The organism is Pseudomonas sp. MIS38 (assembly GCF_019891575.1).
Taxonomy (GTDB): domain Bacteria; phylum Pseudomonadota; class Gammaproteobacteria; order Pseudomonadales; family Pseudomonadaceae; genus Aquipseudomonas; species Aquipseudomonas putida_A.
Map to the genome: position 1 here is coordinate 81,428 of NZ_JAFLXF010000024.1, position 23,476 is coordinate 104,903.

Below are 23,476 nucleotides of genomic sequence, written 5' to 3' on the forward strand. Positions count from 1 at the left end.
ACCAAAGCGTTATCTCGGCGAGTCGCCGGTTGTGGAGAGAAGTTATGCAAGGCAAGTACAGTTCTGAACTGGCGCTACCGCTCAACGAGCTGTTGACCGTGGTGCTGATTACTCACAATCGGCCGGCGTTCCTGCGTCGGGCGGTGAAGTATTACAGCAGCTTGCCCTGCCGGATCATGGTGCTCGACTCGACGGTCGAGCGGCCTGAAGGGGATTTTTCTGCCGTCGATTATCACCATGTACCGCAGTTCGCCTACTGGGGCATGCAGGCCAAACTGGCTTATGGTGTGGAGCAGCTGACCACGCCGTATATGGTGCTGGCGGCTGACGATGACTTCATCCTGCACGATTCGCTGGCCGAGTCCGTGAACTTCCTGCAGGCGAATCAGGACTACGGCATGTGCCACGGCTATTGCCTGATGTACCTGTCTCTGGCCCATGGCGTGAACTACTACCGTCGTGACAAGAAAGTCCAGGAAGACTATTCGTCCGAGCGGGCGCAGGATCGTGTCATCGATTACATGAGCCAGTACATTCCGCCGTTCTACGCGGTGACCCGTACTGACCTGATGAAAAACTGGCATTCGGCGTTGCCACCGGGTACCAATTTCCAATGGCAGGAAATCGGTCACGTCTATTACCTGCTGGCCAGTGCCAAGGCGCGGATCCTGCCGATGCCTTATGTGGTGCGTGAGATCAACTACGGTGTCTCCGAGCACAATACCGATGTGTATCACTCGCTGACCTACGCCGACGGCAAATCGGTCGCCGAGCGAGAGGCCTTTGCCGAGTTTCTCGCCTCTCTGCCAACCGCCATTCAAGAGCTCGACGCCGGACAGCTCAAGGCGTTTGTCCTGCAGAGTTTCGAGGCCATGGCCGACAGCTTGAAGACTGGGCGCGCACTGACTGCAGAACTGATTTTCGAATCCACTTGGAACCAGAACCTCAGGCATCCAGATCGTCGTTTCGGCCCGTTGCAGTACGTCGAGATGCCGTTTTACAACCAGCCGTTCTTTGATCGTCTGGAGCAGTTCGAATTCATGCTGCACGCCATGCCCGCCGGCCGTATGCAACTGGAAGGACTTGAAGGCATATGGACGCGTCAGGCGCACTTGCTGCAGGCACGCAACAACGATACCCCGGAAAGTGTGGTGGACCGTTTGTGGCAGGCGCATGACCTCAATGCTTTCAACCGGACCGTCGTCAAACGCCTTGCCGCGCATCTGAATGACATGGGTGAAGACGAAGCCGCCCAGTCGGTGCACGAATGGATCGCTCGGCTTGAAGCGCTGACGGTTGAAGATAATCAGGCAGTCTTTGAAAAAATGAAGTCCGGTCGCCTGCTGCAGTGGCTGGCCGCGCGTGAGCCGTCGGCGCAACAGGTCGAGTCGATCACTCGACAGCTGTCGGCCCATGACGGTGGCCCGCAGTTCGGCATTTTCCTGCTGGATCTGGATGACCAGATCGACAAGGTGCAGGTCTCGCTCGACAGTCTGCTCGAGGGGCACTGCAAAGCGTTCAAGATTGTGGTGTTCACCACGGGCGAACCGCCGGTAGCGACCACCGCGCAAAACACCCTGCACTTCGTGCGCGTCACCCAGAGCAACTATGTCGACAAGTTGAATCAGAGCGCCCAACAGTCACCGTGCGACTGGCTGCTGCTGGCGCAAGCGGGCGACGAGTTCACCGCTGGCGGCTTGTTGCGGGCCAGTCTGGAACTGATGTCCGCCACAGGTGTGCGTGCCGTGGCCACCGATGAAATCCAGCGCAAGGAAAACGGTGCGCTGGTCGACGTCTTCCGCCCGGGCTTCAATCTGGACCTGCTGCAAAGCATTCCAGCGCTGATGGCGCGTCACTGGTTGATTCGCCGCGAAGTGTTGCTCGAAGCCGGTGGTTATCAAGCGGACTTCAGCAAGGCACTGGAGCTGGATCTGTTGCTGCGCATCATCGAACAGGGCGGCATTGGCGGCCTGGCGCACCTCGACGAGCCACTGCTGATCACCCAGGCCTCGGTGCTGGAAGAGAATGCCCACGAACGTCAGGCGCTGCTGCGTCACCTGACCAATCGCGGATACAAGGCCAGGGTCACCTCGGCGACGCCCGGTACCTATCAGATTGATTACCGTCACGCCGAACAGCCGCTGGTGTCGATCATTGTGCCGGCCATCGATGACCTGCCGGCACTGCGTCGCTGCCTGGAAGGCGTGTTGCTCAGAACCCGTTACAGCCGCTATGAAGTGCTGATTGCAGCGAATCCGAATCAGTCGGCCGAGGTCAATGACTGGCTGGGCACGCTGCGTAACCCTAAAGTCAATGTGCTGCGTGCCGATCAGCCGCTCGGCGAGACGGCGTTGTACAACGCCGCCAGCGAGCAGGCGCAGGGTGAGTATCTGGTGCTGTTGGCCGCTGACAGCGAAATCGTCAATCCGAACTGGATCGACTCGTTGCTCAATCACGCGCAGCGTCCGGAAGTGGCTATCGTCGGTGCAAAACTCGTTGATCGTGACGGCAAGATCGCCCATGCCGGTTTGATTGTTGGTCTGAACGATGGCGTTGGCTCGCCTTTTATCGGTGAAAAACACGCCGCTGAAGGTTACATGCAGCGCCTGGCGGTCGAGCAAAACTATTCGGCGGTGTCGAAGGTGTGCCTGATGATCCGCAAAGAACTGTTCAATGCACTGGGTGGTCTGGACGAAGTGACGTTCGCCGACGGCTTGAGCGATGTCGATCTGTGCCTCAAGGCCGGTGATGCGGGTTACCTCATTGTGTGGACGCCGCTGGTGCAGGTTGTGCATCCGGGCCTCTTGCCGCAAGCGCCATCAGCCCTGGCTGCATTGCGTGAGAAGTGGGGCGGCGCCTTTGCGCAGGACAGTGCCTATAACGCCAATCTATCCCTCATCGGCAAAGGTTTTACCTTGGGTGAAAGCACGCCGGTCAACTGGTCGCAGTTACTCGCTTGAGTTCGTCGGACAAGCAACAGGAATCAGCACATGTTCAACGGTAAATCGATCTTCATCTCTGGCGGCACCGGCTCGTTCGGGCGCAAATTCATCGCCCGTCTGCTTGAGCAATACCAGCCCAAGCGCGTGGTGGTGTTCTCCCGCGATGAACTCAAGCAATACGAAATGCAGCAGACGTTCAACGCGCCGTGCATGCGTTACTTTCTCGGTGACGTACGCGACGCCGACCGTCTGCGGCAGGCCATGCGCGGCATCGACTACGTGGTGCACGCGGCGGCGCTCAAGCAGGTGCCGGCGGCGGAGTACAACCCGACCGAGTGCATCCGCACCAACGTCAATGGTGCGGAGAACATCATCGCCGCCGCCATCGACAATGGCGTGAAGAAAGTCGTCGCGCTGTCCACCGACAAAGCGGCCAGCCCGATCAACCTGTACGGTGCGACCAAGCTGCTGTCGGACAAACTGTTCGTCGCCGCCAACAACATAGCCGGCGAACAACAAACGCGTTTTGCCGTGGTGCGCTACGGCAACGTGGCGGGCTCGCGGGGGTCGGTGGTGCCGTTCTTCAGCAAGTTGATTGCCGACGGTGCGCAGGAGCTGCCGATCACCGACGAGCGCATGACCCGATTCTGGATCACTCTGGATCATGGCGTGCAGTTTGTCCTCGACAGCTTTGCGCGGATGCACGGCGGCGAAGTGTTCGTGCCGAAGATTCCGTCGATTCGCATCGTCGATCTGGCGCGGGGCATGGCCGAGCATCTGCCGCACAAGAACGTCGGTATTCGTCCCGGGGAAAAACTGCATGAACTGATGGTGCCGCTGGACGATGCGCGGATGACCCTGGAGTTCGCAGACCATTACACCATCCAGCCTTCCATCCGCTTTACCAGCGTCGATGTCGATTTCTCCATCGACAAGCTCGGCGAACGTGGGCGGCCGGTGAGTGAAGATTTCGAATACCGCTCCGACACCAATCCGCACTACCTCTCGGTCGGGCAGATCGCCGAGCTGCACGCGAAGTTGTCGGCATGATTCCCTACGGTCGGCAGAGCGTTGATCAGGCGGACATCGATGCAGTGGTCGAGGTGCTGCAATCGGACTGGCTGACTCAAGGGCCGACTATCGAGCGTTTCGAGCAGGCGGTGGCCGAACGATGCCAGGCGGATTTCGCGGTAGCGGTGTGCAACGCCACCGCGGCGCTGCACATCGCTTGCCTCGCGGCCGGCCTTGGCCCGGGTGATCGCTTGTGGACCACGCCGAACACTTTTCTGGCCTCAGCCAACTGCGGGCGCTATTGCGGCGCCGACGTGGATTTCGTCGACATCGATCCGCTGACCTGGAACCTCGATGCCTTCGCCCTCGCCGCGAAGCTCGATCAGGCCGAGCAGGACGGCACGCTGCCGAAAGTGTTGGTGGCGGTGGCGTTCTCCGGGCAGAGCTGCGACCTGCGCAAGATTGCCGAACTGGCCGAGCGCTACAACTTCACCGTGATCGAAGACGCCTCGCACGCGGTGGGCGCCAGCTACGCCGGGCGCCCGGTGGGTTGCGGGGAATTTGCGGCGATGACCGTGTTCAGTTTCCACCCGGTGAAGATCATCACCAGCGCCGAAGGTGGCATGGTCCTGACCAATCGCCCGCAACTGGCCGAGCGTCTGCAACGCCTGCGCAGCCACGGCATGACCCGCGATCCGCAGCAGATGAGCGAACCCAGCCACGGCCCGTGGTATTACCAGCAGATCGAGCTGGGCTTCAATTACCGGATCACCGAGTTGCAGGCGGCGCTGGGTCTGTCGCAACTGGCCAAACTGGACAGCTTCATCGCCCGTCGCCGCGAACTGGCGGCGCGTTACGACCGGTTGCTGGCCTACCTGCCACTGAGCTTGCCCAGCGCGCAGCCGGAGGCGGAATCGGCGTGGCACCTGTACGTGGTGCGCTTGCAGACCGAACGCATCGGCCTGACCCACCGTCAGGTGTTCGAAGGCTTGCGTGCCGCCGGCATCGGCGTGAACCTGCACTATATTCCTGTGCATTTGCAGCCGTACTATCGCGACCTGGGTTTTGCCGAAGGCGACTTCCCCGAAGCCGAGCGTTATTACGCCGAGGCGATCAGCCTGCCGCTGTATCCGTTGCTCAGTGATGAGCAGCAGGATCATGTGGTTGAGCAATTGCGCCGGCTGACCGAATAAACCCCGCTGCGGCGGCGAATGAGACTGTGCAATGCGTGATCTGAGTGAGCAGGAAAAATTCTGGCAGGGCGATTTCGGCAACCAGTACGTCGATCGCAACGTCGGTCAGCCGTTGGTCGCGGCCAACCTGGCGTTGTTCGCCAAGGCCCTGAGCCGCGCCGGGCGCATCGACAGTGTGGTTGAGCTGGGCACCAATGCCGGCAACAACTTGCAGGCGCTGCGTCAGCTGCTGCCGCACAGTGAATTGTTCGGCGTCGAGATCAATGAAAGCGCCTGTGCCCAGGCGCGGACACTGGGCATCGCGCAGATCTGGCACGGCTCGCTGTTCGATTTTCCCCGCGAGCGCAGCTACGACCTGACCCTGAGCAAAGGCGTGCTGATCCATCTGGCGCCGGAGCTGCTGCCGACCGCCTATGCGCAGTTGTATGCGTTAAGCCAGCGCTACATCCTGATCGCCGAATACTACAATCCGGCACCGGTGGAAGTGTCCTATCGCGGCAACAGCGGCAAGCTGTTCAAGCGCGATTTCGCCGGGGAAATGCTCGATCGTTATGCCGATCTGCACTTGCTCGATTACGGCTTTGGTTATCACCGTGACCCACAATTCCCGGTGGATGACATCACTTGGTTTCTGCTGGAAAAACGTCCTTGAACAGCGTCGCAATCATCCCGGCCCGTGGCGGCAGCAAGCGCATCCCGCGCAAGAATCTGTTGCCGTTCGATGGCGTGCCGATGATTGTCCGCTCGATCCATACGGCGCTCGACAGTGACCTGTTCGAACAGGTCGTGGTCAGTACCGATGACGCGGAAATTGCTGAGTTGGCGCTGGCCCACGGTGCGCAAGTGCCGTTCCTGCGCCCGGCTGAACTGGCGGATGATTTCACCGGCACCGCTGCGGTGATCGTGCATGCCTTGCAGCAACTGCCAGCCTTCGATTACGCCTGCTGCGTGTACGCTACGGCGCCGTTGTTGCAGGCGCGCTTCCTGCGGCAAGGATTTGAGCTGTTGCAGCAGCACCCGGACAAAGCCTTTGCGTTCTCCGTGTGCAGCTTTGGTTTCCCGGTGCAGCGGGCGCTGACGCTGGACGGGCAGGGCGCATTGACCGCGTTGTACCCGGAATTTCGCAACACCCGCTCGCAGGATCTGCCTGAAGCTTTTCAGGACGCCGGCCAGTTTTACTGGGGCCGTCGCGAGGCGTGGCTGCGCGGTGACGTGTTGTATTCAAGCGCCAGCCTACCGGTGCTTCTGCCGCGGCATCTGGTGCAGGACATCGATACGCCGCAAGACTGGAAACGCGCCGAATACCTCTACGCCGCGCTCAAGGCCGGCGGAGAGCTGCAATGAGAGTGCTGATCCGAGCCGACGCTTCGCCGACCATCGGCAGTGGCCACATCGCCCGTTGTCTGACGCTGGCGCGAGTGCTGCGCAAGCAAGGCAGTCATGTCGCCTTTGCCTGCCGCCGGTTACCGGGGCATCGGCTTGATGCCTTGGCTGCCGAAGGTTTCGAGACCTTCGCCTTGCCGGACGCCTACCCCGACGAAGACCCGCAGCAAGACATTGAATCGATGCTGCCGTGGCAGGCGGACGTTGAGGCGCTGGATGCCTTGCTGGCAGGTCACGCCGCATTCGACTGGATCATCGCCGACCACTACGGCCTCGATCATCATTGGCAAACCGCTGTCCGTCGTTGGGCGCCACGGATTGCGGCGGTGGACGATCTCGCCACCCGCCGTTACAGCGTTGATCTGCTGCTCAATCAGAACCTGTCCGGTCTCTGCGCAAACTATGCGCCGCTGCTGCCCGAAGACTGCCGCACCTTGCTCGGTCCGCGCTACGCCATGCTGCGCGAGGAGTTCGTCTGTCCGGCCATTGCGATCAAGCCCAAGGCGCACCGGGTGCTGGTGAATTTCGGTGGTTTCGATGCGGCGATGCAGACCCATCACGCGATGCTGGCGCTGCAGGACTTCGCAGAGCTGGAAGTGGATTTCGTCGCCGGTGCAGACAATCCTGCGTGGGCGCAAATGCAGGCACTGGCCGCAACACGGCCGCATTGGCGCCTGCACAGTTTCGTCAGCGATTTCCAACAACGCATGACCGAAGCCGATCTGTTTATCGGCGCCGGCGGCGGCACCAGTTGGGAGCGTGCAGCCCTCGGCCTGCCGACCCTCTGCATCGCGGTATCGAACAATCAGCAGGCCAACGGCGAAGTCATGGCGGCGGCGGGGGCGCATGTGTTCATGGGCGCCCGCGAGCAGGTCAGCGTCGAACAACTGCGCGACGCCATCGGTTTTGTCGTCGACAATTTTTATCTGCGCCAGAGCCTGGCCGAGCGTTCGCGGCAACTGGTCGATGGGCGCGGTGCATTACGCGTGGCGGCGGCGCTGGCCGGTGCGGTGCTCAAACTGCGCCCGGCGACCCTCGATGATGCGCAGTTGCTGTTCGACGGGCGCAATGCCGAGGCTGTGCGGCGCTGGTCACTGGACACGGCTGCAATCGAATGGCCGCAGCACCTGAGCTGGCTGAATGCGAGCCTGCGCAATCCGCAGCGTCTGCTGTTGATTGCGCAGGCCGATGACGGCGCGGTCGGCGTCTTGCGTTATGACCTGCGCGGCTTTGAAGCCGAAGTGTCGCTGTATCTGCTGGAAGGACGGCTCGGTCTCGGCTGGGGCAGGGCGCTGCTGGCGCGAGGCGAGGCGTTCGTCCGCGAGCACTGGCCGCAGATGACCGTTGTCACCGCTCAGGTGCTGCCGGGCAATCGCCCCTCTTTGAATGTGTTTCGTGACGCCGGATTCACCCAGAGTGCCTGCGCGTTCACCAAGGTTTTGAAGGATCACCGCGATGAGTAGTTTCAAGATTGGCGAGCGTCTGATCGGTGCCGATGCGCCGCCGTTCATCATTGCCGAGATGAGCGGCAACCATAACCAGTCGCTTGAGGTGGCCCTGCAGATTGTCGAAGCCGCCGCCAAGGCTGGCGCGCACGCCTTGAAGTTGCAGACTTACACCGCGCAGACCATGACCCTGGATCTGGCCGAGGGCGAGTTTTTCATCAAGGACCCGAACAGCCTGTGGGCCGGCACTTCGCTGTTCGACCTGTATGAGAAAGCTCATACCCCATGGGAGTGGCACGCGCCGATTTTTGCCCGGGCCAAAGCGTTGGGCATGCTCGCGTTCTCGACGCCGTTCGATGACACGGCGGTGGACTTTCTCGAAAGCCTCGATGTGCCGGCGTACAAGATCGCCAGTTTCGAAAACACCGACCTGCCGTTGATCCGCCGTGTGGCCGCGACCGGCAAACCGCTGATCATCTCCACCGGCATGGCCAGTATCGCCGAGCTCGACGAAACCGTGCGCGCCGCCCGCGAGGCAGGGTGCAAGGATCTGGTGCTGCTCAAATGCACCAGCACTTACCCCGCGACCCCGCTCAACAGCAATGTGCGCACGATCCCGCATCTGCGTGAACTGTTCGGTTGCGAGGTGGGTCTTTCCGATCACTCCATGGGCGTTGGCGTATCCGTGGCCGCTGTGGCGCTCGGGGCGACGGTAGTGGAGAAACACTTCACCCTCGACCGTTCGGCGGGCGGGGTCGACGCCAGTTTTTCGCTGGAGCCGGCGGAACTGGCCAGCCTGGTGGTCGAAACCGAACGCGCCTGGCAGGCCATGGGCCAAGTGCATTACGGCGTCACTGAGGCCGAGCGCAAGTCGCTGGTCTATCGCCGTTCGCTGTACGTCACTGCTGACATGGCGGCCGGTGAAGCCTTTTCCGGGGACAATCTGCGCGCCATTCGCCCAGGTCTCGGTCTGCCGCCCAAGCACACCGAGGCCGTCCTCGGTCGCCGCGCTCGTCAGGCGATCAAACGTGGCACGCCGCTGGACTGGTCGTTGGTCGAATAACCCGATCTGCAACCGATTCGGCAAAATAGCGTGACCTGCGAGTCATAACGCGCATCTTCACTGTATTGTATTGACCGGGGAGATGGCGCCTGGCCGTGTAATCGGTTCCAGTGATAGCCCTTTGCGCTCCCCGTGGCTGCCCGTTGTGGCGGCCGTTTTCTGTTTGTCGGCGCCCCTCGAATCCTTGCGAGCGGTGGTTTTGGGCTGTTTTTTATTGGGAAGCCGTAATGATTGGCATAAAAAGCATTGCGAGCTACGTTCCTGTAGCCGGCGTGGACAATTACGCACAAGGTGCAAAATTCGAGAAGGATGAAGAATTCATCCTCGGCAAAATCGGTTCGGCCTTCCTGCCGCGCAAAGACGCTGAACAGGAAACCTCCGATCTGTGCGTGGAAGCGGCCAATGCGCTGTTTGCCAGCAACCCTGAACTGAAGCGTGAATCGATCGACGCGCTGATCGTCGTCACCCAGAACGGTGACGAAGAAGGTCTGCCGCACACCGCTGCCATCGTCCAGGACAAACTCGGTCTGCCGACTAATGTCGCGGCATTCGATATTTCCCTGGGCTGCTCCGGTTACGTCTACGGCATCTACGCGATCAAGGGCTTCATGGAAGCCGCCGGTCTGAAGAACGGCCTGCTGATCACCGCTGACCCGTATTCGAAAATCGTCGACCCGGAAGACCGCAACACCACCATGCTCTTCGGCGATGCCGCCACCGCGACCTGGATGGGCGAAGATCCTTCATGGGCGCTGGGCAAGGCCAAGTTCGGCACCGACGGTTCCGGCGCACCGCACCTGAAAGTCACCGATGGCGTGTTCTTCATGAACGGCCGTCAGGTGTTCAACTTCGCGCTGCTCAAAGTCCCGGCGCACTTGCACGAATTGCTCGACGACTCCGGCCTCAAGGCTGACGACATCGACGCCTTCTGCATTCACCAGGGCAGTGCGGCGATTGTCGATGCCGTGGCCCGACGTTTCGAAGGCGAGCCGGAGAAGTTCATCAAGGACATGGTCGAGACCGGCAACACCGTGTCGTCGAGCATTCCGCTGCTGCTGGAAAAACACGTACTCGATTCCGACTGGCAGCGCATTGCCCTGAGCGGTTTCGGTGTCGGTCTGTCGTGGGGCTCGGCGATCATCTATCGTCCTTGAGTCGGTCAAAAACGGCGGATACAAAAATAGCGTTCAAGGTTACCCTTGAGCGCTATTTTTTTGCCTGAATGGAGCGCTAGGCGGCATGAGCGAGTTTTTCCAACCCAACGCCCAGGTCATCCAGCAACGCTGGCCGGCGTTGTTCGAGCGGCTGATGGCGGAAGACACCTCAGTCGTTCAAGCCGAACTGGTGCAGGGCTTGGGCTCGACGCTCAGTGTCAATGGCATTCAACTGACCAGTCGCCACGACCGCGTCCACGAAGCCCGCATCCAGGCTGCCAGCCTGGCGGAAAAATCGCAGTTGCATGTCTACGGCACTGGCCTCGGCGATTTGCCAACGGTGCTGCTGGAGCGCGCTGGCCTTGAGCGGTTGTACGTGCATATCCTCAATGGCGCGGTGTTCGCGCTGGTGCTGCAACTGCTCGATCAGCGCCCGTGGCTGGAAGATCCGCGTGTGCAGCTGTTCTATGCCGGTGATCTGTCAGACATCTGCACACCGTTTTTCGCCCTGCCGGCCGAGATGCTGCTGGCTGATGATTTCAACGCGAAGATCCGCGATCGGCTGGTCAGCGAAGTGCACCTGAATTTCAACAATCGCGAGTTCGATCCAAACTTGCCGTTCATTCAGCAGCGTCTGCAGGACTGTTTGCCGGTGTTGCTGGGCGATGATGATGTGGCGCAGTTGTTCGGCACGGCCAGTGGCCGGGAAATCTATGTGATCGGCACCGGGCCGACGCTGGAAGGGCATTTCCAGCGTCTGGCGGCGGTGCATGCGCAGGCTGAACGTCCATTGTTGATGTGCGTCGATACCGCTTACCGGCCACTGCGCGAACACGGCATCGTCCCGGATCTGGTGGTCACCATCGATCAGCGCATCAGCTTCCGGCATTTGCCGTTCGAGGACTCCGCCGGCATCCCGCTGGTGTATCTGCCTATGAGCGATCCTGCGGTGCTGACCGCCTGGAAAGGCAAGCGCTATGGCGGTTACTCGGCCAGCCCGGTGTACGCCGCGTTGCGTGAGCAATATCCGCGCGGACAACTGCATGTCGGTGGCAGCGTGATTCATCCGGCGGTGGATCTGGCGGTGAAGATGGGCGCGTCGCGCATTACCCTGTTTGGCGCTGACTTCGCCTTCCCGATGAACAAGACCCATGCTGGCTGGAATGACGGTGATCTGGGGCCAGGGGTCGATCAGGCGCGGCATTGGGTGCAGGACGGCCATGGCCAGCGGGTCAGCACCCAACTGAACTTTCGCGGCTATCTGTGTGTGCTGGAGCGCTATATCGCCGCGCATCCGCAGGTGCAGTTTTTCAACAGCAGTCGCGCGGGCGCACTGATCGCCGGGACGCAGTTCAATCAGGAGTTTGTGCAATGACAACGATTGAGCAGTGCGTCGACGAGTGCCGCCACTGCGCCGGGCTGTTTCGTCTAGGACGTGATGTCGAGGCGGCGCTGGATATGGTCGAGGTGTTCGAGGGCGCGCAGCAGTTGCTGATAACTGCGTCTGCGCCGATTCAGCAGGACTGGTCCTTTGTGCTCACGCACATGCTCGATTGTCAGGAGCGTCAGGACTGGCTGGGGTTGGCTGACTGGATGGAGTACGAGTTGATCGAAGTGTTGCAAAAAGCACGATCGGCAAACTGACCGACCGCGCTGGCCCGCGGCTTTGCGTGCGGGTCGGTTTTATGGCGTCATTTTTTCGCAGGTGGGAGGGCGCTAAGCCCTTGTTTTCTCGGGGGTGGCAGGGTGATGGCAAATTTTTTTCAAAAAGCCCTCAAGCAACTTGCCAACCCGACGATAACTATTACGAAGGTTCTCTAGGCCATTCCAGGCGGTTGCCAGGGCCGGAAGCCGCAGTACCCAACCAACGAGGAATTCGTCATGGCTTTAACAGTAAACACCAACACCACGTCGCTGAACGTTCAAAAGAACCTGAACCGCGCTTCCGACGCTCTGTCGACTTCGATGCAGCGCCTGTCTTCCGGCCTGAAAATCAACAGCGCTAAAGACGACGCTGCTGGCCTGCAGATCTCGAACCGTATGTCTTCGCAGATCCGTGGTAACACCCAAGCCATCCAGAACGCCAACGACGGTATCTCCGTTGCTCAGACCGCTGAAGGCGCTCTGCAAGCGACTACCGACATTCTGCAGCGTATGCGTGAACTGGCTGTTAAAGCACGTAACGGCACCAACGGCACTGCTGACCAGACCGCTACCAACGCTGAATTCGCTCAGATGTCTGACGAAATCACCCGTATCTCGGCTTCGACCAACCTGAACGGCAAAAACCTGCTGGACGGTTCGGCTGGTACTGTGACCCTGCAAGTTGGCGCAAACACTGGTTCGGCTAACCACATCGACCTGGTACTGAGCTCCAAGTTCGACGCCGTCAGCCTGTCGGTTGGTAGCGGTACTCTGTCCCTGACCGGTGCTACCGTAACTGGCGCTTCGCAGAACATCGACAACGCGATCACCGCAATCGACGCCGCTATCGCTGCAATCGGTGCAACTCGTGCCAGCCTGGGTGCTTCGCAAAACCGTCTGACCAGCACCATCCAGAACTTGCAGAACATCACCGAGAACACCACTGCTGCACAAGGTCGCGTACAAGATACCGACTTCGCCGCAGAGACTGCTAACCTGACCAAGCAGCAAACCCTGCAACAGGCTTCGACCTCTGTTCTGGCTCAAGCCAACCAACTGCCTTCCGCTGTACTGAAGCTGCTTCAGTAATTTCGGAATGAGTTTGGGCGGGAGGGTGCGCTGGTCGCGCTCTCTCGCTTTTTTACGTTAGGAGGTGATGAGCATGGACATGAGCGTAAAGCTTAACGTGTCTTATCCGGCTCCCAAGCCAGCGACGCCTGTTGCTGATAAGCCGTCGGAGACGCCAAAAGTTGCACCGGCCGACGCTCCGGTCGCTGACAGGAAAAGTCAGCAAACGGATGACGCCAAGTTGAAACTGGCCGTGCAAGAGATCGAGAAGTTCGTTCAATCGATCAAGCGTAACCTGGAGTTCTCGATCGACGAGCACTCTGGCAAGGTCATCGTCAAGGTGATCGCAAGCGAGACGGGTGAGGTCGTACGCCAGATCCCCTCCGCAGAAGCACTCAAGCTCGCAGACAGCCTCGCCAACGCAAGCCATGTGTTGTTCGACGCCAAAGTCTGATAGCTGGCATGAATAGTGTTTGTCTTTCTTGAATGACGCCTGGATGGGTCAAAAGTCTGGCAACAATCTGAAGGGAGATGCACATGGCAAGTCCAATTCTACCGGGTTCCGGACTGGGTTCCGGCCTGGACATCGGCGCGATCGTGACCGCGCTGGTCAACGCCGACAAGTCGCCGAAGCAGACGCAGATCGATTCCGCGACCAAAACCAATACCCTGAAGATTTCCGGTGTCGGCACGTTGAAGAGTGCGCTGACCGCGTACCAGACGGCGATGACCAACCTGGGCAGCAAGACCAACCCGGCATTTGCCGGCTTCACGGCGACCTCGAGCAACACAGCGATTCTCGGCGCCACCTCCGATAACACCGCGGTGTCGGGGACTTACAACGTTGTTGTCAATCAATTGGCCACTGGCTCGAAAGTCGCCAGCGCTTCTTTCGCCGGCGGTGCTGCCAGTGCCATTCCGAGTGGTACCCTGAAAATCAGTCAGAATGGCACTGATTACAATGTCACGATCCCGGCCAATGCGACCTTGCAGAGCACCCGTGACGCAATCAACACGGCTCAGGGCTCAAATGGTATTTCTGCCAACATCGTGACCGACAGCAGTGGTGCTTCGCGCCTGGTGATCAGCTCGAACAAGACGGGCGCCGGTACCGACCTCTCTGTCAGCGGGATTGCCGGTCTGGAGATCGACGGTACTCAGCCGATGGGTACCAATCCGGCGGCAGGCGCCTCTGGCAACGTCAATGGCCTTGCACAAGATGCCAAGGTGACCATCGACGGCCTGCAGGTTTCCAGCAAGAGCAATACGGTCAGTGGTGCAATCAGCGGCCTGACCCTGAATCTGACCACTGTCAGTCCTGAAGTTGGTGGCGTTGCCACGCCGACCGTTGTCAGCGTCGATACCAACACCAAGGGGCTGCAGGCGTCGGTTCAGGCGTTTGTTGACGCCTACAACACCCTGAAGACCACCATCGACACGCTTTCCAAGGCTACGCCTGATGAAGACGGCAAACTGACAGTGCAGGCGGCGTTTACCGGTGACTCGTTGCCGCGTTCGCTGATCGCCGACATCCGTGGCCAGTTGACTGCTCCTGCTGGTGCAAAGGGGTCTTTGTCCTATCTGTCGGAGATCGGTGTTATGACCGACCGCAACACCGGCAACCTGACGTTTGATACTGCTGCGTTCACCAAAACCATGGCTCAGCCCGGCAAGGCTGGCCAGGTGCAGCAGATGTTCACCGGGACCGACGACACCAACGGTCTGCTGGCGCGCATGAACAAGGCAGTGGATCCGTATCTGAAGGCGCCTGCCGGTAGCGCCCCTACTGCCGTAGGCCTGCTTGATCAGCGCATGTCCATCCTGAACAACAACACCCGGAACCTGACCAGTCAGCAACTGGCGCTGGATCTGCGAGTTGCCAACCTGACCAAGACGTTGACTGCCAAGTACAACGCCATGGACTTGCTGGTAGGGCAGATGAAGGCGACGGCGAGCAATATCACGTCGTTCTTCAGCTCGCTGAACGCTCAGCAGTCCGCGAAGTAACCTGCAAGAACGACAAAAACCCGGCTACGCTTTATCGGCGTGCGCCGGGTTTTTGTCTTTTGATCTAAAGTTCTGTGATTCGTTGGCGATACACTGGTTATACGAGTCATTGTGGCAATGAGGTAGAACATGAACCCAATGTTAGCCCTTCGGCAATATCAGAAAGTCGGCGCGCACGCCCAGACATCCGAGGCGAGCCCGCACCGTCTGGTGCAAATGCTGATGGAAGGCGGGTTGGCCCGCATCGCTCAGGCCAAGGGTGCCATCGAGCGCAAGGATATTCCTGGCAAGTGCACCTCGATCAGCAAGGCCATTGGCATTGTCAGCGGGCTGCGCGAAGGTCTGGATCTGGAAAAGTGTGCCGATGAACTGGCCGATCTGGACGGGCTGTACATCTACATGATGAAGCGTCTCGCCGAGGCCAACATCAACAGCGATCCGCGCATTCTCGATGAGGTCGCCGGCTTGCTGAGCACGGTAAAAGAAGGCTGGGATGCCATCGCCCCCGAGCCTGCTCCGCAGTTTTAAAGGAGAGCACCATGAGTCTTGTATTGCAGCGAATCGCCGATACCCGTGAAGCGCTGGTCAGTGCGCTGGCCGAACGCAACTGGGAAGCCATTGGCGAGCTGGATCTGGCTTGCCGTTCCTGCATGGAAGACGTCATGGCCGAGGCCTCGCTGGATGAGGAGGCCTTGCGCAGTAACCTTGAGGAATTGCTCCATGTCTACAAGGAGCTACTTGAGGCGGCCATGGGTGAGCGCCAGGCGATAGCCAACGAGATGTCGCAGATCACCCAAGCGCAAAAGGCGGCAAAGGTTTACCATCTGTTTGGTTAATTAACCCCCAGTTAATCCAGACATGTGCGCCATAAATTTGACTGTGCACGGTTTTTTGACTTAACTAGTGGCTGTTTTCAGATTTCAGGCGTCTACAGGCACAAGGTGTCCTGCAAGCGTCTCGCTTGCCCCATTTTTCGGGCATTGAGTTGACTAGGGAAGTTGCTATTGCATGTGGCGTGAAACCAAAATTCTGCTGATCGATGACGATAGCGTCCGCCGCCGCGACCTGGCGGTGATTTTAAATTTTCTCGGCGAAGAAAATTTACCCTGCGGCAGCCATGACTGGCAGCAGGCTGTCGGCTCTTTGTCATCGAGTCGTGAAGTCATCTGTGTACTGATCGGGACGGTAAATGCTCCGGGTGCACTTTTGGGCTTGTTAAAGACACTCTCGACGTGGGATGAGTTCCTTCCGGTTTTGCTGATGGGCGATAATTCTTCCGTCGACCTGCCGGAAGACCAGCGCCGCCGGGTGCTTTCGACCCTGGAAATGCCGCCCAGCTACAGCAAACTGCTCGACTCCCTGCACCGTGCCCAGGTCTATCGCGAGATGTACGACCAGGCCCGCGAGCGTGGCCGTCATCGCGAGCCCAACCTGTTCCGCAGCCTCGTCGGCACCAGCCGGGCGATTCAGCATGTCCGGCAGATGATGCAGCAAGTGGCCGATACTGACGCCAGCGTGCTGATCCTCGGCGAGTCCGGCACCGGCAAGGAAGTGGTTGCGCGCAACCTGCATTACCACTCCAAGCGTCGCGACGCGCCATTTGTGCCAGTCAACTGCGGGGCGATCCCGGCAGAGCTGCTGGAAAGCGAACTGTTTGGCCACGAGAAGGGCGCCTTCACCGGTGCGATCACCAGCCGTGCCGGGCGTTTCGAACTGGCCAACGGCGGTACGCTGTTCCTCGACGAAATCGGCGATATGCCGCTGCCGATGCAGGTCAAGCTGCTGCGCGTGCTGCAGGAGCGCACCTTCGAGCGCGTGGGCAGCAACAAGACCCAGAGCGTCGACGTGCGCATCATTGCCGCGACCCACAAGAATCTCGAAAGCATGATCGAGATCGGCACCTTCCGCGAAGACCTCTACTATCGCCTGAACGTGTTCCCGATCGAGATGGCGCCGCTGCGTGAGCGCGTCGAAGACATCCCGCTGTTGATGAACGAACTGATCTCGCGCATGGAACACGAAAAGCGCGGTTCGATCCGTTTCAACTCGGCGGCGATCATGTCGCTGTGCCGTCACGGCTGGCCGGGCAACGTCCGTGAGCTGGCCAACCTGGTCGAGCGCATGGCGATCATGCATCCGTACGGGGTGATCGGCGTGGTCGAGTTGCCGAAGAAATTCCGCTACGTCGACGACGAAGACGAGCAGATGGTCGACAGCCTGCGCAGCGATCTCGAAGAGCGCGTGGCGATCAACGGTCATACGCCGGACTTCACCGCCAACGCGATGCTGCCGCCGGAAGGCCTGGACCTCAAGGACTACCTCGGCGGTCTGGAACAGGGCCTGATCCAGCAGGCGCTGGACGACGCCAATGGCATCGTCGCGCGTGCCGCCGAACGCCTGCGCATTCGTCGCACCACGCTGGTGGAGAAGATGCGCAAGTACGGCATGAGCCGGCGCGAAGGAGACGAACAGGCGGATGATTGACGCCTGTTTTTCAACGCCTTCATTTATAAGCAGTTTTTTTTAGGCACGGGTATTGCTACATCCCTCGCAACGTTCCGTTTAACTGACGGTCAGCCAAGCGAGAGAACACAATGCCCCACGCCCAGATGTCATCTGCCTCCCATGCCGAGGGGCAACCGTCGTCCGTAGAGCAGGCGAGCCGTCAGGGTCTGGAGCACGCGTTCGCGCTGTTCAATCAGATGTCCAGTCAACTGACCGATTCCTACAGCATGCTTGAAGCCCGGGTTACCGAGCTCAAGGGCGAGCTGGCGGTGGTCAGTGCCCAGCGCATGCAGGAGCTGGCCGAAAAAGAACGCTTGGCCAACCGTCTGCAAAACCTCCTCGATCTGTTGCCCGGTGGCGTCATCGTGATCGACGGCCACGGCATGGTGCGCGAAGCCAACCCGGCGGCGATCGATTTGTTGGGGCTGCCGCTGGAAGGCGAGTTGTGGCGCCACGTCATCGCCCGTTGCTTCGCCCCGCGTGAAGACGACGGTCATGAAATTTCTCTGAAAAACGGTCGACGCCTGTCGATTGCCACCCGCTCGCTGGATGCCGAGCCGGGGCAGTTGGTGCTGCTCAACGACCTGACAGAAACCCGCCACCTTCAAGATCAACTGGCGCGCCACGAGCGTCTGTCGTCGCTGGGACGGATGGTCGCCTCGCTGGCCCATCAGATCCGCACACCGTTATCCGCCGCTTTGCTCTACGCCAGTCATTTGACTGAGCAGGAATTACCGGTCGCCACCCAGCAGCGTTTCGCTGGCCGCCTCAAAGAGCGCCTGCATGAGCTGGAGCATCAGGTGCGCGACATGTTGGTGTTCGCCCGTGGCGAGCTGCCGCTGACTGATCGCATCACCCCCAATGCCTTGATGCAATCGCTGCAGGCGGCGGCGCTGACCCATGTGCAGGATCTGCCCATTCGCTGGCAGTGCGACAGTCATGTCGGCGAATTGCTGTGCAACCGCGACACGCTGGTCGGGGCGATTCTCAATCTGATCGAAAACGCGATTCAGGCCAGCGATGGCAACGTGCGCCTTAAAGTGCACTGCTACACCCGCGACAACAGCCTGCGCCTGTGTGTCAGCGACAGCGGCAGCGGCATTGATCCGCTGGTGCTCGAGCGTCTCGGCGAACCGTTTTTCACCACCAAAGTCACCGGCACCGGGCTGGGCCTGACCGTGGTCAAGGCAGTGGCGCGGGCACATCAGGGAGAATTGCAGCTGCGCTCGCGAGTCGGGCGCGGCACGTGCGCGCAGGTGATCCTGCCGCTGTTTTCCGCTGTACACGGAGCTGAGTGAACGTCATGGGCATCAAGGTTTTGCTGGTCGAGGATGACCGCTCGTTGCGCGAAGCGCTGGCCGATACGCTGTTGCTGGCGGGCCACGACTACCATGCAGTCGGCAGCGCCGAAGAGGCGTTGCAGGCGGTCGAGCGCGAAGCGTTCAGTCTGGTGGTCAGCGACGTCAACATGCCCGGCATGGATGGCCATCAACTGCTCGGTTTGCTGCGTGCCCGGCAGCCGCAATTGCCGGTGTTGCTGATGACTGCGCACGGCGCGGTCGAGCGTGCGGTCGATGCGATGCGTCAGGGCGCGGCGGATTACCTGGTCAAGCCGTTCGAACCCAAGGCGTTGCTGGATCTGGTGTCGCGGCATGCTCTGGGCTGCATCTTTGTGACGGAGGGTGAAGGTCCGGTGGCGGTCGAGCCGGCCAGTGCGCAGTTGCTCGAACTGGCGGCGCGGGTGGCACGCAGTGATTCCACGGTGCTGATCTCCGGCGAGTCCGGCACCGGCAAGGAAGTGTTGGCGCGTTACATTCACCAGCATTCCCATCGTGCCAATCAGCCGTTCATCGCGATCAACTGCGCGGCGATTCCTGACAACATGCTTGAAGCCACGCTGTTCGGTCACGAGAAGGGCTCGTTCACCGGCGCCATTGCGGCCCAGGCCGGCAAATTCGAGCAGGCCGATGGCGGCACCATTCTGCTCGACGAGATTTCCGAGATGCCCCTGGGCCTGCAAGCCAAGTTGCTGCGGGTGCTGCAAGAGCGTGAAGTCGAGCGCGTCGGCGCGCGCAAGCCGATCACCCTGGATATTCGCGTGGTCGCCACCACCAACCGTGATCTGGCTGGCGAAGTGGCGGCGGGGCGTTTTCGTGAAGACTTGTTCTACCGCTTGTCGGTTTTTCCCCTGGCCTGGCGTCCACTTCGCGAGCGCACTGCCGATATCCTGCCGCTGGCCGAGCGGTTGCTGAACAAACACGTCAATAAAATGAAGCATGCGGCGGCGAAACTTTCGCCAGAAGCCCAGGCTTGCCTGACCCACTACCCGTGGCCGGGCAACGTGCGTGAGCTAGATAACGCGATTCAACGCGCGCTGATTCTGCAGCAGGGCGGTTTGATCCAGCCGCAGGATTTCTGCCTGACCGGCGCAGTGACCTACACCGCGGCGCTGGTGCAACCGCTGGTGCGCGAAATCGAAGTCGAGGCTGAATCCGCCGGGGCGCTGGGCGATGACCTGCGGCGCCGGGAGTTTCAGATGATCATCGACACCCTGCGCACCGAGCGTGGCCGGCGCAAGGAGGCTGCGGAAAAGCTCGGTATCAGCCCGCGTACCCTGCGTTACAAACTGGCGCAGATGCGTGATGCCGGGATGGACGTCGAAGGTTATCTGTTCGCTACCTGAAAGTTGTCGCAGTCAATTGTGGGAGCGAGCTTGCTCGCGAAAGCGGTGGGGCAGTTGCGAAAATGTCGACTGATTCTCCCTCTTCGCGAGCAAGCTCGCTCCCACAGTGATTTCACGGTGCCTTGATGGGCTTTTATAGAATAAGTCCGCCGAGCTGGCACCCTTGTTGCTAACACCTGTGTACCCGCCGAGTGAGTGTCAAAAAATTGCGGGCCGCCCAAGAGAGTAGACCATGAGCCAAGGTATTGAATTCAATCGGTTGATGATGGACATGAAGGCCATGAAAATGGACGCCATGGCCACGCCGAAATCGACTGCCGCCGTCCCTGAACTGGCAGGCAGCAGCTTTTCCGACATGCTCGGTCAGGCCATCAACAAAGTCAGCGATACCCAGCAGGCGTCGACTCAGTTGGCCAACGCATTTGAAATCGGCAAGAGCGGCGTCGATCTGACGGACGTGATGATCGCCTCGCAGAAAGCCAGCGTGTCGTTCCAGGCTCTGACCCAGGTGCGCAACAAACTGGTTCAGGCATATCAAGACATCATGCAGATGCCGGTTTAAGGACGAGATTGAGTCATGGCAGAAGCAGTCGCCGATAACGTTCCGGCCAAGGCCACCCCGATAGACGGCAAACCGCCGCTGTTCGGCCTGTCCTTCCTGGAAAACCTCTCCGAGATGACCATGCTGCGTCAGGTAGGCCTGTTGGTCGGCCTGGCTGCGAGCGTGGCGATTGGCTTTGCCGTGGTGCTGTGGTCGCAGCAGCCGGATTACCGTCCGTTGTACGGCAGCCTTGCCGGCATGGACGCCAAGCAGGTCATGGACACCCTGGCCTCCGCCGACATCCCTTACACCGTCGAGCCGAACTCCGGCGCCTTGCTGGTCAAGGCTGACGACCTGTCCCGTGCGCGGATGAAACTCGCGGCCGCTGGTGTCACTCCCAGCGACGGCAACATCGGTTTCGAAATCCTCGACAAGGAACAGGGTCTGGGCACCAGCCAGTTCATGGAAGCGACGCGTTACCGTCGCGGCCTCGAGGGCGAACTGGCGCGCACCATCTCCAGCCTGAACAACGTCAAGGGCGCCCGTGTGCATCTGGCGATTCCGAAGAGCTCGGTGTTCGTGCGTGATGAACGCAAGCCAAGCGCTTCGGTACTGGTCGAGTTGTACTCCGGACGTTCGCTGGAGCCGGGTCAGGTGGTGGCGATCATCAACCTGGTGGCGACCTCCGTGCCTGAGCTGAGCAAATCGCAGATCACCGTCGTCGATCAGAAGGGCAACCTGCTCTCCGATCAGGCGGAAAACTCCGAAATGACCATGGCCGGCAAGCAGTTCGATTACAGCCGCCGCATGGAAAGCATGCTTACCCAGCGCGTACACAACATTCTGCAGCCGGTACTGGGCAACGATCGCTACAAGGCTGAAGTGTCGGCCGACATCGATTTCAGTGCCGTCGAATCCACCGCCGAGCAGTTCAACCCGGACCAGCCGGCGTTGCGCAGCGAGCAGTCGGTCAACGAACAACGCACCGCCAGCAATGGCCCGCAAGGTGTGCCGGGTGCCCTGAGCAACCAGCCGCCGGCGCCGGCGTCGGCCCCGCAAACCACCGGTGGTGCGCAAGGCTCTACCGGCATGATTCAGCCAGGTCAGCCACTGGTCGATGCCAACGGTCAGCAGATCATGGACCCGGCCACCGGCCAGCCAATGCTCGCGCCGTACCCGGCGGACAAGCGTCAACAATCCACCAAGAACTTCGAGCTCGACCGTTCCATCAGCCACACCAAACAGCAGCAGGGTCGCCTGAATCGTCTGTCGGTGTCGGTGGTGGTCGACGATCAGGTCAAGGTCAATGCGGCCAACGGCGAAACCACCCGCGCGCCGTGGAGCGCCGATGAACTGGCGCGTTTCACCCGTCTGGTGCAGGACGCGGTCGGCTTCGATGCCAGCCGTGGCGACAGCGTCAGCGTGATCAACATGCCGTTCTCCGCCGAACGCGGTGAAGTGGTTGCCGATATTCCGTTCTACTCCCAGCCATGGTTCTGGGACATCGTCAAACAAGTGCTGGGTGTGTTGTTCATCCTGGTGCTGGTGTTTGGTGTGCTGCGTCCGGTGTTGAACAACATCACCGGCGGCGGCAAAGGCAAGGAGCTGGCCGGTCTGGGCAGCGACGTGGAACTCGGTGGCATGGGCGGCCTGGACGGCGACCTGGCCAACGACCGCGTGAGCCTCGGTGGTCCGCAGAGCATTCTGTTGCCGAGCCCGAGTGAGGGTTACGACGCACAACTGAATGCAATCAAGAGCTTGGTGGCCGAGGATCCGGGTCGCGTGGCTCAGGTCGTGAAAGAGTGGATTAACGCAGATGAGTGATAACCGAGCCGCAACCGTCAAACTGAACAAGGTCGACAAAGCCGCGATTCTGCTGCTGTCCCTGGGTTCGACCGATGCCGCGCAAGTGCTGCGCCACATGGGCCCGAAAGAGGTTCAGCGGGTCGGTGTGGCCATGGCCCAGATGGGCAACGTCCATCGCGAGCAGGTCGAGCAGGTCATGAGCGAGTTCGTCGACATCGTCGGCGACCAGACCAGCCTCGGCGTCGGCTCCGACGACTACGTGCGCAAAATGCTCACCCAGGCGCTGGGTGAAGACAAGGCCAACGGCCTGATCGACCGCATCCTGCTCGGTGGCAACACCAGCGGCCTCGACAGCCTGAAATGGATGGAGCCGCGCGCCGTTGCCGACGTGATCCGTTATGAACACCCGCAGATCCAGGCAATCGTGGTTGCCTACCTCGACCCGGATCAGGCCGGTGAAGTGCTCGGCAACTTCGACCACAAGGTGCGTCTGGACATCATCCTGCGCGTCTCGTCGCTGAATACCGTGCAACCGGCGGCGCTGAAAGAGCTGAACCAGATTCTCGAGAAGCAGTTCTCCGGCAACTCGAATGCCTCGCGCACCACCCTGGGTGGCATCAAGCGTGCGGCGGACATCATGAACTTCCTCGACAGCTCGATCGAAGGCCAGCTCATGGACTCGATCCGCGAAGTCGACGAAGACCTGTCCGGTCAGATCGAAGACCTCATGTTCGTGTTCAACAACCTCGCCGACGTCGACGACCGCGGCATCCAGGCGCTGTTGCGCGAAGTGTCCTCCGACGTGCTGGTGCTGGCCCTCAAGGGCTCGGACGAAGGCGTCAAAGAAAAGATCTTCAAGAACATGTCCAAGCGTGCGGCCGAACTGTTGCGCGACGACCTTGAGGCCAAAGGCCCGGTGCGCGTCAGCGACGTGGAAACCGCGCAGAAAGAAATCCTCACCATTGCCCGTCGCATGGCCGAAGCCGGCGAAATCGTGCTCGGTGGCAAGGGCGGCGAGGAAATGATCTAAG

General features: G+C 60.3%; 21 protein-coding genes. All 21 read left to right on the forward strand.

Annotation, left to right across the window (positions count from 1 at the left end):
• Nucleotides 1-44 precede the first annotated feature (44 nt).
• The 21 genes from J1G18_RS23360 (at nt 45) to fliG (ending at nt 23,475) form a co-directional block, all read left to right on the forward strand.
• On the forward strand, nt 45-2,960 hold the full coding sequence (locus tag J1G18_RS23360; RefSeq protein ID WP_098967820.1) for a glycosyltransferase family 2 protein: 2,916 nt from the start codon (nt 45-47) through the stop codon (nt 2,958-2,960).
• Between the two features lie 30 nt (nt 2,961-2,990).
• On the forward strand, nt 2,991-3,992 hold the full coding sequence (pseB, locus tag J1G18_RS23365) for a UDP-N-acetylglucosamine 4,6-dehydratase (inverting) (RefSeq protein WP_098967822.1): 1,002 nt from the start codon (nt 2,991-2,993) through the stop codon (nt 3,990-3,992).
• Nucleotides 3,989-5,146 (forward strand): UDP-4-amino-4,6-dideoxy-N-acetyl-beta-L-altrosamine transaminase, encoded by a 1,158-nt coding sequence (gene pseC, locus J1G18_RS23370; RefSeq protein ID WP_098967823.1) that lies wholly within the window; start codon nt 3,989-3,991, stop codon nt 5,144-5,146. The genes pseB and pseC overlap by 4 nt, the downstream gene beginning before the upstream one ends.
• A 31-nt stretch (nt 5,147-5,177) precedes the next feature.
• The gene (locus J1G18_RS23375) at nt 5,178-5,798 is read left to right on the forward strand and encodes a pseudaminic acid biosynthesis-associated methylase (RefSeq protein WP_098967825.1); all 621 of its coding nucleotides are present in this window, start codon (nt 5,178-5,180) and stop codon (nt 5,796-5,798) included.
• Complete coding sequence (pseF, locus tag J1G18_RS23380) at nt 5,795-6,490, forward strand: pseudaminic acid cytidylyltransferase (protein WP_098967827.1); 696 nt, start codon at nt 5,795-5,797, stop codon at nt 6,488-6,490. Before J1G18_RS23375 ends, pseF begins: the two co-directional genes overlap by 4 nt.
• The gene (gene pseG / locus J1G18_RS23385) at nt 6,487-7,992 is read left to right on the forward strand and encodes a UDP-2,4-diacetamido-2,4,6-trideoxy-beta-L-altropyranose hydrolase (protein WP_223008679.1); all 1,506 of its coding nucleotides are present in this window, start codon (nt 6,487-6,489) and stop codon (nt 7,990-7,992) included. Before pseF ends, pseG begins: the two co-directional genes overlap by 4 nt.
• On the forward strand, nt 7,985-9,037 hold the full coding sequence (gene pseI / locus J1G18_RS23390) for a pseudaminic acid synthase (protein ID WP_223008681.1): 1,053 nt from the start codon (nt 7,985-7,987) through the stop codon (nt 9,035-9,037). Before pseG ends, pseI begins: the two co-directional genes overlap by 8 nt.
• Nucleotides 9,038-9,264: 227 nt before the next feature.
• Entirely contained in the window at nt 9,265-10,191 is a 927-nt protein-coding gene (locus tag J1G18_RS23395) for a ketoacyl-ACP synthase III (protein WP_096796272.1), read from the forward strand.
• 85 nt (nt 10,192-10,276) lie between these two features.
• The gene (locus tag J1G18_RS23400; protein WP_135295217.1) at nt 10,277-11,566 is read left to right on the forward strand and encodes a motility associated factor glycosyltransferase family protein; all 1,290 of its coding nucleotides are present in this window, start codon (nt 10,277-10,279) and stop codon (nt 11,564-11,566) included.
• Nucleotides 11,563-11,835 carry a hypothetical protein gene (locus tag J1G18_RS23405; RefSeq protein WP_223008684.1) on the forward strand — a complete coding sequence of 91 codons (273 nt, stop codon included), beginning with the start codon at nt 11,563-11,565 and terminating at the stop codon, nt 11,833-11,835. The genes J1G18_RS23400 and J1G18_RS23405 overlap by 4 nt, the downstream gene beginning before the upstream one ends.
• A gap of 237 nt (nt 11,836-12,072) precedes the next feature.
• Nucleotides 12,073-12,924, forward strand: a complete 852-nt coding sequence (locus J1G18_RS23410) for a flagellin domain-containing protein (RefSeq protein WP_007920059.1) — start codon at nt 12,073-12,075, stop codon at nt 12,922-12,924.
• Between the two features lie 73 nt (nt 12,925-12,997).
• Complete coding sequence (locus J1G18_RS23415) at nt 12,998-13,357, forward strand: flagellar protein FlaG (protein WP_027614231.1); 360 nt, start codon at nt 12,998-13,000, stop codon at nt 13,355-13,357.
• Nucleotides 13,358-13,440: 83 nt separating this feature from the next.
• Nucleotides 13,441-14,910 (forward strand): flagellar filament capping protein FliD, encoded by a 1,470-nt coding sequence (fliD, locus tag J1G18_RS23420; RefSeq protein ID WP_223008686.1) that lies wholly within the window; start codon nt 13,441-13,443, stop codon nt 14,908-14,910.
• 129 nt (nt 14,911-15,039) lie between these two features.
• On the forward strand, nt 15,040-15,438 hold the full coding sequence (gene fliS, locus J1G18_RS23425) for a flagellar export chaperone FliS (protein ID WP_027614233.1): 399 nt from the start codon (nt 15,040-15,042) through the stop codon (nt 15,436-15,438).
• Between the two features lie 11 nt (nt 15,439-15,449).
• On the forward strand, nt 15,450-15,746 hold the full coding sequence (gene fliT / locus J1G18_RS23430; RefSeq protein ID WP_007966233.1) for a flagellar protein FliT: 297 nt from the start codon (nt 15,450-15,452) through the stop codon (nt 15,744-15,746).
• 172 nt (nt 15,747-15,918) lie between these two features.
• Nucleotides 15,919-17,394, forward strand: coding sequence for a sigma-54 dependent transcriptional regulator (locus J1G18_RS23435; RefSeq protein ID WP_003222863.1), 1,476 nt, complete (start codon nt 15,919-15,921; stop codon nt 17,392-17,394).
• A 125-nt stretch (nt 17,395-17,519) separates the two neighbouring features.
• Nucleotides 17,520-18,713 carry a sensor histidine kinase gene (locus tag J1G18_RS23440; protein ID WP_167734192.1) on the forward strand — a complete coding sequence of 398 codons (1,194 nt, stop codon included), beginning with the start codon at nt 17,520-17,522 and terminating at the stop codon, nt 18,711-18,713.
• Nucleotides 18,714-18,718: 5 nt separating this feature from the next.
• Complete coding sequence (locus J1G18_RS23445) at nt 18,719-20,098, forward strand: sigma-54-dependent transcriptional regulator (RefSeq protein WP_223008688.1); 1,380 nt, start codon at nt 18,719-18,721, stop codon at nt 20,096-20,098.
• Nucleotides 20,099-20,330: 232 nt separating this feature from the next.
• The gene (gene fliE, locus J1G18_RS23450) at nt 20,331-20,660 is read left to right on the forward strand and encodes a flagellar hook-basal body complex protein FliE (protein ID WP_003222869.1); all 330 of its coding nucleotides are present in this window, start codon (nt 20,331-20,333) and stop codon (nt 20,658-20,660) included.
• 15 nt (nt 20,661-20,675) lie between these two features.
• Entirely contained in the window at nt 20,676-22,463 is a 1,788-nt protein-coding gene (gene fliF / locus J1G18_RS23455; protein WP_027614236.1) for a flagellar basal-body MS-ring/collar protein FliF, read from the forward strand.
• On the forward strand, nt 22,456-23,475 hold the full coding sequence (gene fliG, locus J1G18_RS23460; protein WP_007920042.1) for a flagellar motor switch protein FliG: 1,020 nt from the start codon (nt 22,456-22,458) through the stop codon (nt 23,473-23,475). Before fliF ends, fliG begins: the two co-directional genes overlap by 8 nt.
• Nucleotide 23,476 lies beyond the last annotated feature (1 nt).